The sequence below is a fragment of the Mycobacterium sp. SMC-16 genome (assembly GCF_046250085.1).
Taxonomy (GTDB): Bacteria; Actinomycetota; Actinomycetes; order Mycobacteriales; family Mycobacteriaceae; genus Mycobacterium; species Mycobacterium phocaicum.
Genome location: NZ_CP176427.1, coordinates 4,430,507 through 4,447,969 on the forward strand (window position 1 = coordinate 4,430,507; position 17,463 = coordinate 4,447,969).

Annotated in this window: 20 protein-coding genes and 1 pseudogene; 11 read left to right on the forward strand and 10 right to left on the reverse strand. The window is 66.5% G+C overall.

What is annotated here, in order from left to right; translation table 11 throughout:
* Window positions 1-3 precede the first annotated feature (3 nt).
* From ACJEIK_RS21435 to ACJEIK_RS21445, 3 genes are all read right to left on the reverse strand, one after another.
* Window positions 4-1,245 (reverse strand): GNAT family N-acetyltransferase, encoded by a 1,242-nt coding sequence (locus ACJEIK_RS21435; protein ID WP_133428127.1) that lies wholly within the window; start codon window positions 1,243-1,245, stop codon window positions 4-6.
* Between the two features lie 84 nt (window positions 1,246-1,329).
* Window positions 1,330-2,037: a DUF998 domain-containing protein gene (locus ACJEIK_RS21440; protein WP_409430252.1), complete on the reverse strand. Its 708-nt coding sequence runs from the start codon at window positions 2,035-2,037 to the stop codon at window positions 1,330-1,332.
* Complete coding sequence (locus ACJEIK_RS21445; protein ID WP_237163051.1) at window positions 2,027-2,443, reverse strand: DUF2784 domain-containing protein; 417 nt, start codon at window positions 2,441-2,443, stop codon at window positions 2,027-2,029. Before ACJEIK_RS21445 ends, ACJEIK_RS21440 begins: the two co-directional genes overlap by 11 nt.
* A gap of 205 nt (window positions 2,444-2,648) precedes the next feature.
* On the opposite strand from ACJEIK_RS21445, the gene ACJEIK_RS21450 reads away from it, so the two are divergent.
* From ACJEIK_RS21450 to ACJEIK_RS21460, 3 genes are read left to right on the forward strand one after another with little or no spacing between them, the layout of a single operon-like run.
* Entirely contained in the window at window positions 2,649-3,845 is a 1,197-nt protein-coding gene (locus ACJEIK_RS21450) for an iron-containing alcohol dehydrogenase (RefSeq protein ID WP_061007035.1), read from the forward strand.
* Window positions 3,842-5,224: a MadS family sensor histidine kinase gene (locus tag ACJEIK_RS21455; RefSeq protein WP_064860858.1), complete on the forward strand. Its 1,383-nt coding sequence runs from the start codon at window positions 3,842-3,844 to the stop codon at window positions 5,222-5,224. The genes ACJEIK_RS21450 and ACJEIK_RS21455 overlap by 4 nt, the downstream gene beginning before the upstream one ends.
* The gene (locus ACJEIK_RS21460) at window positions 5,221-5,877 is read left to right on the forward strand and encodes a MadR family response regulator transcription factor (protein WP_064860859.1); all 657 of its coding nucleotides are present in this window, start codon (window positions 5,221-5,223) and stop codon (window positions 5,875-5,877) included. The genes ACJEIK_RS21455 and ACJEIK_RS21460 overlap by 4 nt, the downstream gene beginning before the upstream one ends.
* Before the next feature lie 53 nt (window positions 5,878-5,930).
* Here the strand turns inward: ACJEIK_RS21460 and adhP are convergent, their stop codons facing one another.
* Window positions 5,931-6,998, reverse strand: coding sequence for an alcohol dehydrogenase AdhP (gene adhP, locus ACJEIK_RS21465; protein ID WP_064860860.1), 1,068 nt, complete (start codon window positions 6,996-6,998; stop codon window positions 5,931-5,933).
* Between the two features lie 345 nt (window positions 6,999-7,343).
* Between adhP and ACJEIK_RS21470 the strand changes: the two genes are divergently transcribed.
* From ACJEIK_RS21470 to ACJEIK_RS21480, 3 genes are all read left to right on the forward strand, one after another.
* Window positions 7,344-8,738, forward strand: coding sequence for a TIGR00366 family protein (locus ACJEIK_RS21470; RefSeq protein WP_409431738.1), 1,395 nt, complete (start codon window positions 7,344-7,346; stop codon window positions 8,736-8,738).
* A 122-nt stretch (window positions 8,739-8,860) separates the two neighbouring features.
* Window positions 8,861-10,144 carry a PucR family transcriptional regulator gene (locus ACJEIK_RS21475; RefSeq protein ID WP_409430253.1) on the forward strand — a complete coding sequence of 428 codons (1,284 nt, stop codon included), beginning with the start codon at window positions 8,861-8,863 and terminating at the stop codon, window positions 10,142-10,144.
* Between the two features lie 55 nt (window positions 10,145-10,199).
* Window positions 10,200-10,652: a hypothetical protein gene (locus tag ACJEIK_RS21480; protein ID WP_406802510.1), complete on the forward strand. Its 453-nt coding sequence runs from the start codon at window positions 10,200-10,202 to the stop codon at window positions 10,650-10,652.
* Window positions 10,653-10,656: 4 nt separating this feature from the next.
* On the opposite strand, the gene ACJEIK_RS21485 is transcribed toward ACJEIK_RS21480, so the two are convergent.
* A complete protein-coding gene (locus tag ACJEIK_RS21485; protein ID WP_406802509.1) occupies window positions 10,657-11,655 on the reverse strand; it encodes an alpha/beta hydrolase in 999 nt (332 codons plus the stop codon).
* 219 nt (window positions 11,656-11,874) lie between these two features.
* Window positions 11,875-13,314: a DUF2252 domain-containing protein gene (locus tag ACJEIK_RS21490; protein ID WP_406802530.1), complete on the reverse strand. Its 1,440-nt coding sequence runs from the start codon at window positions 13,312-13,314 to the stop codon at window positions 11,875-11,877.
* Window positions 13,315-13,390: 76 nt separating this feature from the next.
* Between ACJEIK_RS21490 and ACJEIK_RS21495 the strand changes: the two genes are divergently transcribed.
* Complete coding sequence (locus ACJEIK_RS21495) at window positions 13,391-13,759, forward strand: hypothetical protein (protein ID WP_409431792.1); 369 nt, start codon at window positions 13,391-13,393, stop codon at window positions 13,757-13,759.
* On the opposite strand, the gene ACJEIK_RS21500 is transcribed toward ACJEIK_RS21495, so the two are convergent.
* From ACJEIK_RS21500 to ACJEIK_RS21510, 3 genes are all read right to left on the reverse strand, one after another.
* Window positions 13,648-14,136 (reverse strand): DUF1707 domain-containing protein, encoded by a 489-nt coding sequence (locus tag ACJEIK_RS21500; protein WP_409431739.1) that lies wholly within the window; start codon window positions 14,134-14,136, stop codon window positions 13,648-13,650. The two genes, ACJEIK_RS21495 and ACJEIK_RS21500, sit on opposite strands and share 112 nt — an antisense overlap.
* Complete coding sequence (locus tag ACJEIK_RS21505; protein WP_406802508.1) at window positions 14,064-14,786, reverse strand: hypothetical protein; 723 nt, start codon at window positions 14,784-14,786, stop codon at window positions 14,064-14,066. The genes ACJEIK_RS21500 and ACJEIK_RS21505 overlap by 73 nt, the downstream gene beginning before the upstream one ends.
* A gap of 86 nt (window positions 14,787-14,872) precedes the next feature.
* Entirely contained in the window at window positions 14,873-15,109 is a 237-nt protein-coding gene (locus ACJEIK_RS21510; protein WP_406802507.1) for a hypothetical protein, read from the reverse strand.
* On the opposite strand from ACJEIK_RS21510, the gene ACJEIK_RS21515 reads away from it, so the two are divergent.
* The gene (locus ACJEIK_RS21515; protein WP_029372483.1) at window positions 15,097-16,302 is read left to right on the forward strand and encodes a cytochrome P450; all 1,206 of its coding nucleotides are present in this window, start codon (window positions 15,097-15,099) and stop codon (window positions 16,300-16,302) included. The two genes, ACJEIK_RS21510 and ACJEIK_RS21515, sit on opposite strands and share 13 nt — an antisense overlap.
* Window positions 16,299-16,490 (forward strand): ferredoxin, encoded by a 192-nt coding sequence (locus ACJEIK_RS21520; protein ID WP_024447868.1) that lies wholly within the window; start codon window positions 16,299-16,301, stop codon window positions 16,488-16,490. The genes ACJEIK_RS21515 and ACJEIK_RS21520 overlap by 4 nt, the downstream gene beginning before the upstream one ends.
* A gap of 80 nt (window positions 16,491-16,570) precedes the next feature.
* Here the strand turns inward: ACJEIK_RS21520 and ACJEIK_RS21525 are convergent.
* Window positions 16,571-16,828: pseudogene (locus ACJEIK_RS21525) on the reverse strand (hypothetical protein); the annotation flags it as partial.
* Between the two features lie 197 nt (window positions 16,829-17,025).
* Between ACJEIK_RS21525 and ACJEIK_RS21530 the strand changes: the two are divergent.
* Both ACJEIK_RS21530 and ACJEIK_RS21535 read left to right on the forward strand, forming a co-directional pair.
* Window positions 17,026-17,154 carry a hypothetical protein gene (locus ACJEIK_RS21530; protein ID WP_409430254.1) on the forward strand — a complete coding sequence of 43 codons (129 nt, stop codon included), beginning with the start codon at window positions 17,026-17,028 and terminating at the stop codon, window positions 17,152-17,154.
* A gap of 29 nt (window positions 17,155-17,183) precedes the next feature.
* Window positions 17,184-17,456, forward strand: a complete 273-nt coding sequence (locus ACJEIK_RS21535) for a hypothetical protein (RefSeq protein ID WP_024447880.1) — start codon at window positions 17,184-17,186, stop codon at window positions 17,454-17,456.
* The last annotated feature ends 7 nt before the right edge of the window (window positions 17,457-17,463 follow it).

Below are 17,463 nucleotides of genomic sequence, written 5' to 3' on the forward strand. Positions count from 1 at the left end.
TCGCTAGAAATCGTCGGGCACACCCGGAGCGATGGGCCAGCCGAAGGCGACAGCGGCGCAGTGCACCGAACCCGGGGTGAGCTCACGAACGGATCCTGCATTCGCCAGCGCCTGCAGGCCAACCCCGCCGAGGTATACGGCGCCGAGATCACGTACCGACATGGCGATATCCGCCGGCGCCGTGGTGCTTTCGCATTCGGCGCCATCAGGTCCGCCACGTAGCTGCCACCGGCCGGTGTTCCACGGACAGAACTCATCGGCGATGTCCAGCACCACGTCGACCGGAGCGGCGTAGCGGCGCAAACCCAGGGCCCGAGGCAGATCCACCAGGCGTACGTAGATGCCGTCCCTGACCTGGCAGGCGAGCGCGCGCCGGTCGGCCACCAGGCCGAGGAGCGGCTCATCGACTGCGGCACCGTCGTATGCGACGGTCCTGATCAGATCCATATCCAGGAGATGGCGCCAAATCTCCGTGTACGCATGGGGATTGGTGGCCACCACTTCTTGGATCCGGATCTCGCTGTCGGGCTGCCCGCGGTCGCTCCAGTTGACCTTGGGCCGGTAGATGGCGAATCCGCTGGCGGTACCGTCGGCCTCGTGGTGCAGGAGGAAGCGAAGCTTGCCGAACTCCTTGCGCCGCACCTCGTTGTCGTGGATCCAGTTGTCCCACCACGGACCCGGCCGCTCCATCAGACCGGGCCGCTGTGCGATCGCTCGCTGGTGAATCTCGGGGCCGCTGGCCAGCAACGTCTCGGCGTCGACGTGCGTCACCGAGCCGTCGCCTCGCTGGACGTCCGCGCGGAATCCCAGTTCACGCACATTGCCGGAGAGCTCCGCGACCGGTACCGCCATGCCGTAACCGAAGCGCCCATAGATGCTGGCCTCAGATGCGTACAGCATGGCCAGCGCCTCGGTTCCGCGGTCTCGGATGTCCTCGAGTTGGTGGCGCATCATGGCGGTGAGCAGGCCGCGGCGTCGATGGCTGGACGACACCGTGACGGCAGTGACGGCAGCCACCGCCGTGGTCGCCCCACCGGGTAGCACCACCTGCTTCCCGAAAGCCCCTGCGGTGGACACCCAACGGGTGCCGTCGTGGAAACCGAACATGCGGTCGTACTCGGTGAAGGCGCGCATCAGGTCGATCTCGTCCTGCTGCGGATCCTGCAAGAACACGCCGTACGACGTAGCCATGAACGCATCGAAATCATCGCTGTCGCTGACACAGCGCAGCGTCAAATCAGTCATGTACCAACGGATATCACGGCGCCCCCGCTGAAGTCATCTGATTATTCGGGGCGGACGAAAAGCCAACACCAGCAATGGTTTCGGTCATGCGGCCGGAGCAGATAGCCTGTCGCCGAGCGTCATTCGCGTGCGGCACAGTGCACTGTCAGGCGTCGCCGGCACGTAGCCGGTCACAGCCGCGGTGAGCGGCCTGGTGATTGCCTGCTCGGCGCGTCTGGCACACACCACGACGACCAGCGGCCACGCCAGTTCGGTCACCGCGGTGAGCCGTTCGGCCAAGCCGAGAAAGACGCCGTGCCTGGCCTCGTAATAGACCCACAGCACGAGGACGCACAGCACCAGCGTCGCGGTCAGAGCACAGCGCGGACGACACACCAGCGGGGTTGCCGCCGCGCTGCTCATACCCAGAATCGGCACCAGCGCCAATGCGATGAGGCCACCCCCGGCCGCCAGCAGATGGGTACTTTCGTTGGCGCTCACCGTGACCGGAAAGGCGGCGACGGCAAGCCCGCAGCACCCGGCAATCGCCAGCGCGATGCGGGCGGACAGTCGCACCACGCGCAGTCCCATCGCGGTCGCGATCTGACAGGCCGCACTCAACACGAACCCAGCCGTCATGATCCCTTGACCACTGCCTCGTCCCGCGAGAACGCTCAACGTTTCCGACAGCGGGTCATAACTCGTCGTCAGGACGGCCCTGGCAAGAATCGCGGCCCCCACCAACACCACTGGCGCCGCCGCGGCAGTCACCAATGTCCACCCGGCCGTCCGGCATCCTTGCTCAATCACCACGAGAACGACTCGGCACTCGGTTGTACCGGCGCCACAGCCCGAGCCATGACACCAAAACGGCTGCGACCACGATGATTTCGGCCACGGCTCCCCACCCGTGCGGATACAGCACGCCCGCGACGTGGTGGTCGATGAAGCCGGCGCGTGGCAACGGTGACAGGCCCGCGCCGTCGCGGGCCCACCGCTCGATCGTGGTCAGCGGGCACTCGACGACACCGGTGAGAATGATGACGGTCCAGCCGACGATGAGCGCGTGCGCCCAGATCGTCACGGGCCACCGCCACGCCAGGAACCCGCCACCGATGAGGTAGCCGAGAAAGGCGAAATGTGCGGCAACCGCCGCTACTGCGATCGCGGAATACGGCATCGTCCCGGCCTCTTCGAACTGGCGTAGCTGCTGGGGCATGGATACCCGAGGTTGGAACCGGCAAACCGCCACAGCGCACCCGCGCAGCTGACCGTGCGCCCGCCGTCAACCGCGTGCGCTACCTACCCGATCGGGTAGGTAGCGACCTGTCCATGCGCACATTGGTCCCGGCGGCGGCACGCCGTAGGCTGGGCGTGTTACCTGGATCACAGGATGAGGGATGGGTCTGGTGAGACTCGATGTGATGGCGCCCGCGCAGATCGCGGCCACGACGGCGGCGACGGCTGTGCCGACGCGGCTGTTGAAGTTCCATGCCCCTGAGATCGTGTTCGGCATCGACTCGATGGCGGAGGCCGCGCACGCCGCCGTCCGCCTGGGCGGGCTGCGGCCCATGCTCGTCACCGACCCCGGCCTGATCGAGGCCGGCTGGGTGGCCGAGCTGGTCGGGCACCTACGTGCCCAGTGCGTCGAGGCACACGTGTGGAGCGCTCTGACCCCGAACCCCAAGGACCACGAGGTGACCGCCGGCCACGAGTTCTACCGGTCGCACGGCTGCGATGTGCTCATCGCGTTGGGCGGCGGCTCGGTGATCGACGCCGCCAAAGGCATCGCGATCCTGGCGGCCAATGGCGGCCACATCCTCGACTACGCCGGCGTCGACAAGGCGACCGCGCCGATTCCGCCCTTGGTGGTGCTGCCGTCCACGTCGGGCACCGGCGCCGACGTCTCTCAGTTCTGCATCGTCACCGACACGACCCACAACACCAAGATCACCATTTTGGGGCGCGCCCTCGTCCCGGACATCACCGTCATCGACCCCCGACTGCTCACCACCATGCCCGAATGGCTCAATGCGGCAACGGGTCTGGATGCGCTGACGCACGGCATCGAGGCTTTCGTGTCGCTCGGGCACAACCAGCTGACCGACCACCACGCACTGCGGTCGGTCGTGATGGTCACCGAAAACCTGGTCACCACTATCGAACGGCCGCAGGACATGCCGGCGCGGGTGCTGATGGCCCAGGCCGCGTTGGAAGCGGGTCTCGCGTTCACCAACGCCATCCTGGGCGCCGCGCACGCCATGAGCCATCAGGTCGGCGGGCTCCTCGACTTGCCGCATGGCGTCATCAACGGCGTGCTGCTCCCCCACGTGGTGCGGTTCAACGCCGAGGCCGACCCGGCCCCCTTCGCCACCATCGCGACCTGCCTCGGGATCGCCGACAAGCGCGCTCCGGAGCTGGAATCGGCACTGGCACTTGCCGATCGACTCCAAGAGCTGGCCCGCCAGGTCGGCGTGCCGCGCGGGCTGGCAGAGCTCGGAGTACGCGACGCCGACGTTCCGGTGTTGGCACACAACGCCCTTCAGGACGCCTGCCTGACCACCAACCCGCGCCCCATCGACGATGCGCAGCTGCGCGCGCTGTTCCGGGCCGCGCTATGACGACCCTGCCCGGCAACCCGGTGGTGCCGCGCCGCGCGGCCGTGCCGGATCTGGACCAGCTCACGGGTGTGCGGTCCGGTAAAGGCACGTTCTATCCCGAGTTCCGGGTGGCCGCGCAACGCACTGAACGGGTGGTCGCAGCGCTCGACGCCATCTCGCGCGCTCTGGTGCAGACCGTCAACGGCCCCGAGAATCTGGTGCGGGCCGTCGCCGAGGCAGCCCGTACCCATCTCGGTGCCGAATGGGTGCTGTTGGCGCTCGCCGACGGCGCCCTGCCGGAGGCGCGGCCACGTCACCTCATCCTCGACGCCGACGGGCACGCATACTCGTTCGAGGGCCTGTCGGGTACCAAACATCCGGTACCGCACCTCCCGGACGCGGTCCTGAACCGGCTCAACGACGTCCTGCGCGGTCAGCTTGCCCAGTTCCGCGTGCCCGTCATCGAAAGCCACCATTCGCACGTGCCGATCGAACTCGACGGCGGGGTCGTCGGGGCGTTCGCGGCGTGGACGCCGCCGCACCGGCTGCTCGACGGTATCGACGAGGCGGTGATGCGCATCCTGGCCAGTCAGACCGCGGTGGCGCTACAGAACTGCGAACTGTTCCAGCGCTCGCAAACGCTGCTGGCCCAATCCGAGGCCCGCAATGCGCAGCTGCTGGCGACGCAACGCGAACTCGGTGCGGCACAACGCCACCAGGTACTGGACTCCGAGCGGCACCGCATCGCACGCGAGCTGCACGACAGCGTCACGCAGACCGTCCTGTCGGCGGGCATGCAGATCGAGGTGTGCCGAAGTGAGGTCGAATCACGCTCGGGTCCAACAGGTCTGGCCGAACGACTGGACACCGCCAAAGCGTTGACCCGATCGGCGATCGACCAATTGAGGTCGGCCATCTACGCGCTCAACCATTCCTCCGACGCTGACCGATCCAGCCTCCCCGAGCTCCTCGAACAGCTTGCCACCGTGCACATGCCGAAAGACCTGCGGGTGACACTGCGGGTCGACGGCGATGTCGCCGAACTACCCAGCGCCGTCGAACGGAGCCTGCTTCGCATCGCCGGTGAGGCCCTGTTCAACACCGCGATGCACGGCCGCGCCTCACGGGCCATCGTGCGCTTGAGCTATCGCGCCACCGGGGTCACCCTGTCGGTGTCCGACGACGGCATCGGTGACCCCGACAAACTCCGGCTCAGGCTCCAGCTGGCCGATGTCGCGGACCTGGACGGGCACCACCGCGGGCTGGCGAACATGCTGGCGCGGTGCCGCGAATACGGCGGCACCTTCACCGTCGGCCGGTCTCGCATCGGCGGCGTGCGGGTTGTCGCCACCATCCCACGGGACCCAGAAGAAGCTCCGCGCGAAGGAGTCGTGCCATGACCGTAGGAACCAGCACCGGGACCATCCGCCTTGCGCTGGTGGACGACCACGCCATCCTCCGCCAGGGCCTGCGGTCATTATTGGAACGCGAGGACGATCTCGTGGTCGTCGGCGAGGCCTCCAGCGAGCCCGAAGCCGTGGCCATGGTCGCGGCGACGCTGCCCGATGTGGTGCTGGTCGACCTCAAACTGTCAGCGGGTTCGGATTTCGAGGGACTGTCCTTGTGCACCAAGCTTTCTGGTGCCCACCCGGACCTCGGCCTGCTCGTGCTGACCACGTTCCTCGATGAGGACCTCGTGGTGCGTGCGGTGCATGCCGGTGCCCGCGGCTACGTGGTCAAGGATGTCGACACCACAGAACTGGTGCGGGCGATCCGGGCCATCTCCGCCGGGCAGAGCGCATTCGACTCGCGCAGCGCGGCCGCGGTGGTCCGCTCACTCAGTGGACGCGGCGATCAACGCGACAAGCTCACCGACCGCGAGATCGAAGTGCTGCGGCTGCTCGCCGCGGGCCTGTCCAACCACAAGATCGGTGAGCAGCTGTACATCTCGGCGACCACCGCCAAGTTCCACGTCAGCAACATCATGCGCAAGCTCGACGTCAGCCGCCGCGCCGAGGCCGTGTACGCGGCCAGTAAACGCGGACTGATCTAGGCCGACGATAAATCGTCGGCCTAGATCAGCTGGGCGGTTTCCGCTATGTGCCGCTAGGCATTCCGGTAGTCGATGACGATGCGGCCGTCGATCTGTCCGTGTTCCATCCGCTCGAAGACATCGTTGATGTCATCGAGGCGCGCGCTGGTGACGGTTGGCTTGATCAGGCCGCGTGCGTAGAAGTCCAGCGCCTCGGCCATGTCTTGCCGCGTTCCGACGATCGACCCCCGGATGGTGAGTCCCTTGAGCACGATGTCGAAGATCGGTGCCGGGAAGTCGCCCGGCGGAAGTCCGTTGAACACGATGGTGCCACCGCGACGGGCGAGGCCAATTGCCTGACCGAACGCCTGCGGGTGCACGGCGGTGACCAGGACACCGTGCACTCCGCCGGTGGCCTGCTGCACCGACTCGACGACGTCGGCGGTACGGGCATTGATGGCGACCTCGGCGCCGAGGCGGGTGGCGAGTGCGAGTTTGGCGTCGTCGACATCGATGGCCACGACACGCAGACCCATCGCGCGGGCGTATTGCACTGCGATATGTCCCAGTCCGCCGATGCCCGAGATCGCCACCCACTGGCCGGGCCGGGTGTCGGTGACCTTGAGACCCTTGTAGACGGTGACGCCGGCGCACAGGATCGGCGCGATCTCCAGCGGGTCCGCGCCGGCCGGGATCCTCGCAGCGTAGTCCGCATTGACCAGCATGTAGGTACCGAAGCTGCCGTTGACGGAATATCCACCGTTGCGCTGACTTTCGCACAGGGTCTCCCAGCCCGTCCGGCAGTATTCGCACCGGCCACACGCCGACCACAGCCAGGCGTTACCGACCTTGTCGCCGACGGCCAGGTCGACCACGCCCTCGCCGAGCGCTACGACCGTGCCGTAGCCCTCATGCCCCGGCACGAACGGCGGCTGCGGCTTGACCGGCCAATCACCATGCGCGGCATGCAGATCCGTGTGACAGACGCCGGACGTCTCGAGCTTGACCAGGGCTTCGCCGTAACCCGGTGTCGGCAGTTGCATGTCGTGCACCTGCAGCGGCATGCCGAAGTCGGTGACGACGGCGGCCCGCATGGTGTCGGTGTGTCCCGCCACGGTTTCAGTGGCCAGTGTCTGTGTCATTGATTCGCTCCATTCGTGAGATTTGGTCCAGGAAAATGTCTTTGAGGTTCGCGGTGGCGTAAAGCTGATAGCACACAACGCTATTGCCGGCGACGTGGCCGGCGCATGCCCCGATCGGTCCGAGTACCGGACCCGCCCGGGTGGTTCCGGTACTACCCATTCGGACAGGGCCGTCGGGCGATGACCGCCCGGACCGAGGGAACCGTTGCGCAAAGGCGCCACCCTGGCGTCACTCACCCGCCATGATGAGTGCCGTAACCAGACATTGCGAAGGTGGATCACGTGGCAACGAGCGAACATCCGAAGGGCACAAGCGCGGACACCAAGCCCGAACGCCGCGGCGTCATGCAGTCCCTCACGGCCCTGTGTGTCCGCTACGTCGAACGCCTGATGCCCGACCCGTACCTGTTCGCCGTCATCCTGACTGTTCTGGTCGCCGGGATGGTCGCCCTCCTGGTGCACGGCGCCACCCCCAGCGGCATGCTCAAGGCCTGGTACAGCGGCGTGTGGGGTTCGCAGAACATCTTCACGTTCGCCTTCCAGATGGTGCTGATCCTCGTGACCGGTTACACGCTCGCCGAGGCGCCCGTTCTGAAGCGGGCCATCGTCCACATCGCCGGCAAGCCGAACAACCAGGTGCAGGGCGCGCTGCTGTGTTTCACCGTCAGCGCCGTGCTGTCCCTGCTGAACTGGGGACTGGGACTGGTCTCCGGTGCACTGGTCGCCCGGCAGGTCGCAAAACGCTTCGCCGACGCGCATTTCGGGTACCTGATCGCGGCCGCGTTCATGGGGTTCATCGTCTGGACGCAAGGACTGTCGTCATCGATCGCCCTGGCCAACACCGACAGCAGCAGTCCCATCAACGTGATCCACAAGCTCACCGGCATGACTGTTCCGTTGAGCCAGACCATCTTCCAGCCGTACAGCTGGCTGTCGGCGATCGCGGTGCTGGCACTGCTCGCGCTCGCGGTCTGGCGCATGGCTCCGACGCAGCGTCTGGCGCCCGACCCCGCGGTGTTCGAAGACGAAAACCAGCCGGACAGCGGAGCTGCGACAGGATTGCCGGCTCAGCCGGCGTCCGGCAAGAAGACCTTCGCCGAATGGCTCGAGAACCTCTGGATCCTCAACGTCCTCGTATTCGCCGCCGGCATGGCCTATTTCGTGATGAGCGGGTTCGCCCTGAACATCTCGTCGATGATCATGCTGTTCACGATCACCAGCGCCTTGCTGCACCGCACGCCGATCCGCTTCATCCGCGCGTTCACCGGCGCCGCCAAAGTGTCCGGCCCGCTGCTACTGCAGTACCCGCTGTACGGCGGCCTGGTCGGGCTCCTCGGTTATCAGGCGACAAAGGCGGATAAGCCGCTGCAGACGCTGCTGGCCGAGGCGCTCGTCAACGGCGCGACCGAACACACGCTGCCGTTCCTGACGTTCATCGGCTCATTGATCATCAGTCTGTTCGTCCCGTCGGGCGGCGGGCACTGGGCGGTGCAGGGCCCCATCGCGGTCGACTCGGCGCTGGCCATCGGTCAGCGGTCGCCGGAGTATCTGGGACTGATCTCCATGGCGGTCGCCGTCGGCGAAGGCGTCGCCAACATGATTCAGCCGTTCTGGCTGCTGCCCCTGCTGGTCATCGCAAAACTGAACGTCCGCCAGGTCATGGGCTTCACCGTCGTCGCATTCCTGATCGGTGTGGTGGTGTTGGGCGCCACGACACTCATCGCGCCGTACGTGCTCTGACGGCCAACACGCCGCGCGGGCGGTGAGAAGAATGGGCCGCGCTTTTGGTGCCGGAAACAAAACTTCGACCGATTGGTCCCGGCATCTTCCGCCACCGCGTTGTGATGGATAACAATCGGCACGTGCCGTCCCCGTCCGAGCTGCCGCCGATCCCGGCGGACGCACCGTTGCGGAAGGTGATCGAGGACCGGATCGACGAGATCGCCACGACGCTTCTCCATGAGGCCGTCGAGTCCATCGAATGGCTCACACCCATGCCGATCGAACATTTCGACGGCGAGGTCACGCCGTACATCATCGGCGGGTTTCTGTACGGGCTCGACCTGATCACCGAAGGACGCCGGGTGACCCGTGCCGAGGCGGCGACGTTCGTCCTGCCGGTCGCGGAGCGACATGCCGAGGACGGTATCCCGTTGCCGTTCCTGTTCACCGCGCTGCATGCCGGCATCCGGAAACTGTGGGAGATTGTGCTCGAGTCGGCCTCCGAGGGCGACTCGGAAACGATCGCCGCACTGGGCATGTACCTCGCCGACCTCACCGGGACCATCAGCGTGCTGATGACCGAGGTCTACCAGGACTCCGATTTCGTCCTCCGAGCCACCACGCGCCGGCAGCTGAGCGCCCTGTGCGCCCACCTCGTCGACGGCGAGCCCGGCAGCGACATCATCGCCAAGCAAATCGGTGTCAAGCTCAGCGACCGCTATGACGTGTTGGCGATCCGGGTGGACGGCGACGAACCGCGCACCACCCATGAGACGTTGGCCGCGCGCCGACGGTTACGGCTCGCCAACCAAGTGTTCTACGGGCGCGGCGCCGGCGAAATCCTCAACACGTTCGATGGACACACGGGCGTGATCTTGCTGCCCGCACAGGTCGTGGAACCACGGGACGACACCGTCATGGCCGCACACCTGGGCGCCCTGATCGACGCGCTCAGCGAGCGACTCGAGGTCGCGATCTATGCCGCATACCATCCCGGCGCCACGCTGGCGGCCATTCCGGCCGCGGCTGCGGAGTCCGCCGAAATCACCTGCCTGGCAAGACAACTGAACAGAGAGCCGGGTATCTACCAACTGTCCGATGTCCTTTTCGAGTACCAGTCGACGCGTCCCGGGCCCGCCCGTGACCTGCTCGCGCGGCACATCGCGCCGCTGCGCGACCACCCGGGGTTACTCCAGGCGCTCCGATCGCATCTGCAGCACGGCGCCGACCGGAAGGCCGCGGCGGCAGAGCTTTTCATCCATCCGAACACCCTGACCTACCGCCTACGGCGCATTCAGGAGATCACCGGCTATGACCCCACCGACCCCTACCAGTCCCGATTGCTGGCCGCGGCCATGACCGTCCACACCATCGACCAGGCAGGTGCGCCAGTCGACGACATAGATCCGGGCAATCCCGGCTAGCTCGAGCAGCCTCGGTCATCGAACGCGAGTTTTTCGTATCCCTACGGCACGAGATGTGAATCCAGTGGTGAACTATCAAGAGTTGCTGTCCGACGAAATTCGCAGCGCCGCACGGCAGTTGCGGCATGCGGCCACGCAGAGCACCTGCCCGATCGAGCGCATCCTGTCGTACACCGCGACGATGATCGACTACGTCTACCCGGTAGAGCGGTGCGGACGAGCCTCAGCGCTGGCGGCCGTCTGGCTCGAGCGTTCCGGACGCCACGCCGACCAGAACGATGCGCTCGTCGACGAATTGATCGAGCCGTTGCGTGACGCGATCCGCGTCGGGTGCCGGAGCGGGGAGATGTCGTCACAGTGTCCTGACGACGATGCGCAGTCGATCTTTCATCTGGTCACGGGCATGATCATCACCCAGGCGGCCCTCGGCAGGCGCGCCTCTCCGGAGTACCTCAAGGAGACGACGAGAACCGCGGTTGCGCACGCCCTCAAATTCGCCGCGCCATGAGCACCTAAGCGGACTGCTCCTGCGCCCCGTTCCGGGCGAACGCCGACTCGATGAACTGCGTCACCTCGCGAAGCGCACGGGCCGCTTCCGGGACGATCGAGGCCGCGGCCTGGAAGACGTGGACCTGGTCCCGCCACACCTGCAGTTGGTGCGGCACACCGGCCTTCGTCAGCGCAACGGCCAACTCCTCGGCGTCGGGGTTGAGAAGTTCGGTCGAGCTCACCTGGATCAACGACGGCGGCAGCCCACTCAGATCCGCATCGAGCAGGCGATGTTCGTCGGCTGGCGGGCTGTGCCGCATGACGAATTGATGGAACGCGCGGGCGAAGGCCTTCGAGAACAGCACATCGGTCGATCCTGACGGCGCATCGATCTTGGCCTGCACGTCGAAGTCGGCCAGCGGTGCCATCGAGACGATCGCGCCGGGCATCGGCAGTCCACGCCGGGCCGCGAAGATCGCCGTGATGAACACCAGGTAGGCACCGGCCGAGTCGCCGATGAATGCGATGTTCTCCGGCGCGACACCGCGCCCGAGGGCGAATCGGTAAGCATCGATGCAGTCCTCGATACCGTCGGCGATGGTGTGCTGGGGCAGCTTGCGGTAGTCCACCGCCACGACCTCGCTCTGCAGCGACGCGGCAATCCGCGAAATCATCTGGCGGTGCAGGTGACGGCCACCGACGAGAAAGGCGCCGCCGTGCAGGTACACCACGTAGCGGTCCCCGCGTATCGCCGCCGGCCGGGTTGTCTCGGCGGAACAGCGCGCAAGGCTCACGGGCTTTCTGCTGGTACCCGCGACCGACCGCAGCACTCGACCCACGTGATCGACTGCCCGGTACGGCCAGGGCAGGCCGGGCGCCATCGCCCAGACCGTCAACACCGGTTTGACCGAGGCCTTCAACGCCAGCGCGAGGAGGCGCGACTGGATGCTGCCGCCCTCGAACTCGACGCGACGGGAGTCACCCCGGTCCAGCGGAATCAGAATCTCGGGTGCGGCAACCACGTTGTAGCCCTCCTGTATCAACGAGCCCCGTGCGGTGGCTGCGGCAGCGCCGATGCTGCCCCGTTGTCCGAACCAGTATCGACGCCCGGGTGGCCACCGTCTCTACACCGAGGGCAGAAGTATCAGACCCGGCGTTTGTGACGAGTCACAAACGCCGAGGTAGCTGCGGTCCGCACCACTATCCTTGCGCCCCAGGTGTTCTCGCTGCGGCTCGGCAGCTCATTCGTATTCGACCGGCAGTGCCCCACGTTCGACGGCACTGAGCAGCCCCGCGTGGTCGGCCTCGGTTTGATCGGCGTAACGCCGGGCGAATCCGGCCAGCGCTTCGCTCACGCGGCCGGAATGGCCGAGATAACCGGCGATCATCGAGGCCCCACTGGTTCTGGCATGCCCCTTCGCCAGCAGTTGACCGACCACGCTGGCGTAGCCCGTCAGCATCTTGGCATCCAACTCGTCAAGAGGTATGCGGCCCTTCATGTTTCGCAGCTGTCGCACATAGAACTGGCGGCCGTCCACCGTGGTCCAGCCCAGCAGCGGGTCACTGACCGTCTGCAGACACTGCTGGTATTCGACGACGCGTTGCCCCTGGTGGGCATGTAACGGCGACTCACCATGGACGTAGCGCGCCAGGACGGATCGCCGGGCCTGCTTGAGCTGCAAGAAGATGACGTCCTTGGGCGACGAGCCCTCCAGCAGCGCCACGTAGGCGCGCAACCCGACACTGCCGACCCCGACGACCTTCTGCGCCACGTCCAAGAGCGTGTAGCCACCGACCAGTCGGCGCCAGTACAGCGGCAGGGTCTCGAGATAGTCGTCCATCGCTTTGGTCAGCAGCTTCTCTTCCAGCGCCGGTAGCGGGGTGATCAAGGGCGGTTCATCGACGATCTTTCGCACCCCATCGACCTCATGGGTGAAGCGCGGCAGCGCGCGATCACCGGTACGGCGTCGTGCCCGCTTCGCCGAGCGGGTGACGAGCCGCTCCAGCGGCCCGTCGGCTTCGGTGGTCAGGCGATCGACGCTGAGCCTGTTGAAGGCCCTGACGAGCAGCGGCAGATCAGCGAGCCGCCTGACCTCCTTCTGGTAGGCCGTGACGCACGCTTGCACGGCGTCGCCACAGGCGCTTTCCGAGGCGTCGTTCTCCCGTCCGGCCACCCAGATGCTCGCCACCAACCTCCGCAGGTCCCATTCCCAGCCGCCCGGGTGCGCTTCGTCGAAGTCATTAAGGTCGATGACCAGGTCCCGTTCGGGTGAGGCGTAGAACCCGAAGTTGCCCAGATGCGCGTCGCCGCAGACCACCGGCATGATTCCGGTCGTCGGCAGTCGCGAGACGTCACAGGCCATGACGACCGCGGCGCCGCGCAGGAAGCCATACGGCGACGCCGCCATCCGCCCGACCCTGATCGGGATGAGCCGCTCGATCCGCCCCTCATGACTGGCCTTGATCAGATCGACCGGGTCGGGTCGCCCCGCACCATCCGGCCACCTCGACAATGTCCGCCGCGGCACCTTCTTACGCAACGCCTTCCCCAACGCGTACCGCTCGTCGCGCGTGGCCGGCGTTCGCAGCAACGACCGGTACGTCTCGGTCTCGGTGCCGGTCACGACGGTGTGCCGGTCGGGAATCGTCGTGTCGGCAAGTGGCGGCGGGTCGTTCACCATCGGCGTATACCCGTTGATGCGCAGGTCAAGCATGGCAGGGACTTGCGGAGCCGCCAATTGGGCCTAGTGTCGTCTTGTGCCTCATTTGCGCGCTGCGCGGGCCGGAGAACGGGCCCTGGAACTGGCCCGATTACGCACCCGGCTCCTTGCCGGCCGGCCGGTCACCGCCGAGGATCTCGAGCTGGCCGGGCGGCGGGCGCAGCAGTCTCGGCAGTGGGCGCTGGAAGCTTGCCTGCGGGCAGCTGAACGTCACGAAGCGGCGGCGAGTGCGCATGACCGGGCCGCCCGTGTGCACGAGAACCTTCGTTCCGAAGGTCACGATGCGGCGGCCCATCAGGTGGCCGCCGAGGACCACCGATGCGCGGCGCGCCTGGATCGGGACGCCGCGCTGCAGGATCGCCGCCGGGCTGCCGAACTCGCCGTCGTCGAATTGCCTGCAACGTAGGTGCCGCCGCTCGTGAACACGCCGATCGCGCTGGGAATCATCAACGCGCAGCCCCACGGGACGGCGACCCAGAACGGCCAGAAGTAACCGGCGCCGGTGGCGAGCCAGATGGCGAGGCACAGCAGGTTCACCGCGACCCACGGCATCCACATGATGACGACCCATGCCGGAATCGACTGCTTCCGTTGTTGTTTCGGTTCCCCCCGCGCATCGGATCGCGGTAGGTCCGAAACGATGTCGGCGAGGTCGCCGCGGGTTTCGGCCCGGTAGAGCCGCTGCAGACGGGTGTCGTACTCCGTCAGGGTCAGCCGGCCCTCGGCAACGGCGCGGCTGAGTCGGTGAGAAACCGTTTCGCGGTCGGCATCGCCGACCCGGATGTGCGTGTCGAGCGCGCCGGGCGCGGCACTGCGGTGCGACGGCTCGGGAAACGGGAGGTTCTCATGGTGGTCCACGGTGCAACTCCATTCGCCATAACGGTGTTATGGACATTCATAACACCGTTATGGACTGATGGCAAGGACCTTCCGCGGTGCTTCATCGTGCCGACGCCGACGAGGAAGCAGTCGGACAGGTCGACGCCGGCGGCGTAGTACATGTCGACGCAGCGGCGATAATCGTCAGGCGTCCAGCCCTGCAGAACCGGGACGTAGGGCACATCCCAGTCGGGGCCGGGCCAGAGGTCCTGCAATTCTTGGAAGTTGTCGATGGTGCGGCGCTGGTGTTCACGCACGCTCAGTCCGGTGCGGGCGATCTGTTCGGGCTCGCACATCCAGTCGCCGGGCGAGGCCCATTGGAGGTTGCCGATCTCCTGGTCGTAGCGCCAGACCGCGGCGTTGTAGTCGCGGGCGGTGGTGCGCCATTGCCCGTACATCGATAGTTCGGTGAATCCGCCGGAGTCCAGCGCCCATCCGGTGAGCGCACGCGGGAAGCTCTTGCGGGGTGCCAGGCGGCGGTGGGAGATGAACAGCGGGACGTTGGCTTGGCCGAGCCAGCGCACCTCGCTGGTTCCGAGATAGAAGTACTTCATGGCGGCGGTCCTTCGTTTCTGCGGTGGCTGGGCTGTGGGGTCGGCGCCCGGTGGGGGGTGGGGGGAGCACCCCACCGGGTGGCTTCTCAGGCGGTGGGTTGGAGCGTTTCGCCGGTGACGGTTTCGACGACCAGACCCACCAGGTCACGGGCGGCTGGCGGCGTGACGGCGTTCCCTGCCAGCCGCACCTGCTCGCGCCTGGTGCCGACCATCCGGTAGCCGGTCGGGAAGTCCATCGCGGCGGTGATCTCGCGGGGCTCCAGCATCCGGAAGTAGACATCGTTGATGTCGCGCGCGTACCGTCGACACCATGACCCAGGCACCTGCCTCACCTCCGCTGCACATGCAGCGTGTCGACTTCGACCCCATCCCCACCCTCGGCGAGATCCGCGAGAACGAGGGGGTGCGCACCGTCATCAACGCCTTCGGCATGCCGGTGTACCTGGTGACCCGCCACGACGACATCAAGACGGTGCTCTCCGATCCGGAACGGTTCTCCAACGAGCGCCCGCCAGGGTTCTTCGTCCCCGGGGCACCCGAGATGTCCGAGGAAGAGCAACGCGCAGCCCAGTCCGGCAACCTGCTGGGCCTGGACCCACCCAGGCACACCCGGTTACGCCGCATGCTCACCGGCGAATTCACCGGCCGCCGGATGAAGCGCCTGGAGCCGCGGATCACCGACATCGTGACCCAGCATCTGGACGCCATGGAAAAAGCCGGTCCACCGAGTGATCTCGTGACCGATTTCGCTTTACCCATCCCGTCACTGGTGATCTGCGAGTTGCTGGGCGTGCCGTATGACGACCGCGACGATTTCCAGCACCGCACCAGCCGCCAGCTCGACCTGTCGATCCCGATCGAGGAACGCTTCGAACTCCAGCGCGCCGGGCGTGCTTACATGCACGCACTGGTGGGCGGCGCACGGCGTTCCCCCGGCGACGACATGCTCGGAATGCTGGTGCGCGAGCACGGGTCCGAGCTCACCGATGACGAGCTGGTGGGCATCTGCAACCTGCTACTGGTGGCCGGCCATGAGACAACCTCCAACATGCTCAGCCTCGGCACCTTGGCGTTGCTGCAGCACCCGGATCAGCTGGCCCTGGTGCGTGATGACCCCGATGCGGTGAGTCCGGCGGTGGAGGAGCTGCTGCGCTGGCTGTCGATCGTGCACTCCGGCATCCCCCGCATCACCACCAGCGAGGTGGAGATCGCCGGGGTGCAGATTCCCGCGCACCAGCTGGTGGTCGTCTCGCTACCGTCGGGCAACCGCGATCCGAGTTTCATCGACAATCCGGAGGTGTTCGACGTCCGCCGCGGCGCCATGGGGCATCTGGCGTTCGGCCACGGCGTCCATCACTGCCTGGGCGCACCGCTGGCCCGGATGGAGATGAAGATCGCGTTTCCGGCTCTGTTGCAACGCTTTCCGACCCTGCGCCTCGACGAACCTTTCGACGACGTGGCGTTCCGCTCTTTCCACTTCATCTATGGGCTGCAGTCGCTGCAGGTGGCCTGGTGAGGGTACAGGCCGACCGCGACGTCTGCATCGGCGCCGGGGTCTGTGTGATGAACAGCGAGGCGGTCTTCGACCAGGACGACGACGGCATCGTGGTGCTGCTGGTCGATGACGTGCCCTCGGCCGAGCAGGACAACGCACGGAAAGCCGTGCAGCTCTGCCCCTCCGGAGCGCTGAGCGTCGTCGAGTGAACGAGCGTTGACACTGCACCCACCGCGAAGAAGTGTGAGTAGAGATCGCGCTGGTCGCAGTGTGAACGAGGTCCGCCGGGTCAATCGCCGTCGCGGTGCAGGTCGATCAGCCCGGCCTTGCTCAGCGCGAGCACGCTGACGATCAGCACCCAGACCGGGAACGCGAGCGTCAGCCAGACCGACACGTCACTGGCCACCAACAGCGTCAGCGCCACCACATAGGTGAAGATCACCAGCCCCCGCGACACCAGGCCGGTCTTGAGCCAGATGGTGGCCAGCGACATCATGAACACCGCTGCCATTCGCAGGGCGTAGGTCTTCGACAGCGCGATCAGCAGTCAGCAGCCCACTGCCCAGGAAGACCGAGGCATGCCGCCGCCAGGCCAGCGCCGAGATCGACGTGATCCTGTCCACCATCCAGCGCCACGACCCCGACATCCCACTCCACGCGTACGGCTTGAAGCTTTCGGGCCTCAAGCGCTACGGCCACAGAGTCCTCAGCGCCGACTCAATGGCGTGGAGTTGGGCAGCGCGAATGAGCGAGCCGCTTCCCGGGCACACGCACGCCGCGTGCAACAACTGCCTGCCCTACGCCCTGGCCTGGCGCGAACGCGTCCTGGACATCACGCCCTCCGGACAGATGAGCCTGTTCGACGCCGCCTGAACCACCACCGAATCGGAAGGAACCCTCCCATGACCATCCCGCCTGCGACCGCCGCCAACGCGGCCGATGAACCCGCACGGCACACCCGAGAGAACGACACGAGCAGTGTCAAGCTGGCAGCATTCGTCGCCAAAGGCGACGTACTCGCCGACGGGCGGGTCGTCCGGCGCCGCTGGAGTATGCCAGTCCCGGATGCCACGTACTCGACAGATTTGAGCTTCACCGACGGCACTCACCAGTGGTATGACCACGGCGCGACTGTCACGGTGGTGGACCACATCAACGAGTGGCGCATCCGATAATTGCCGA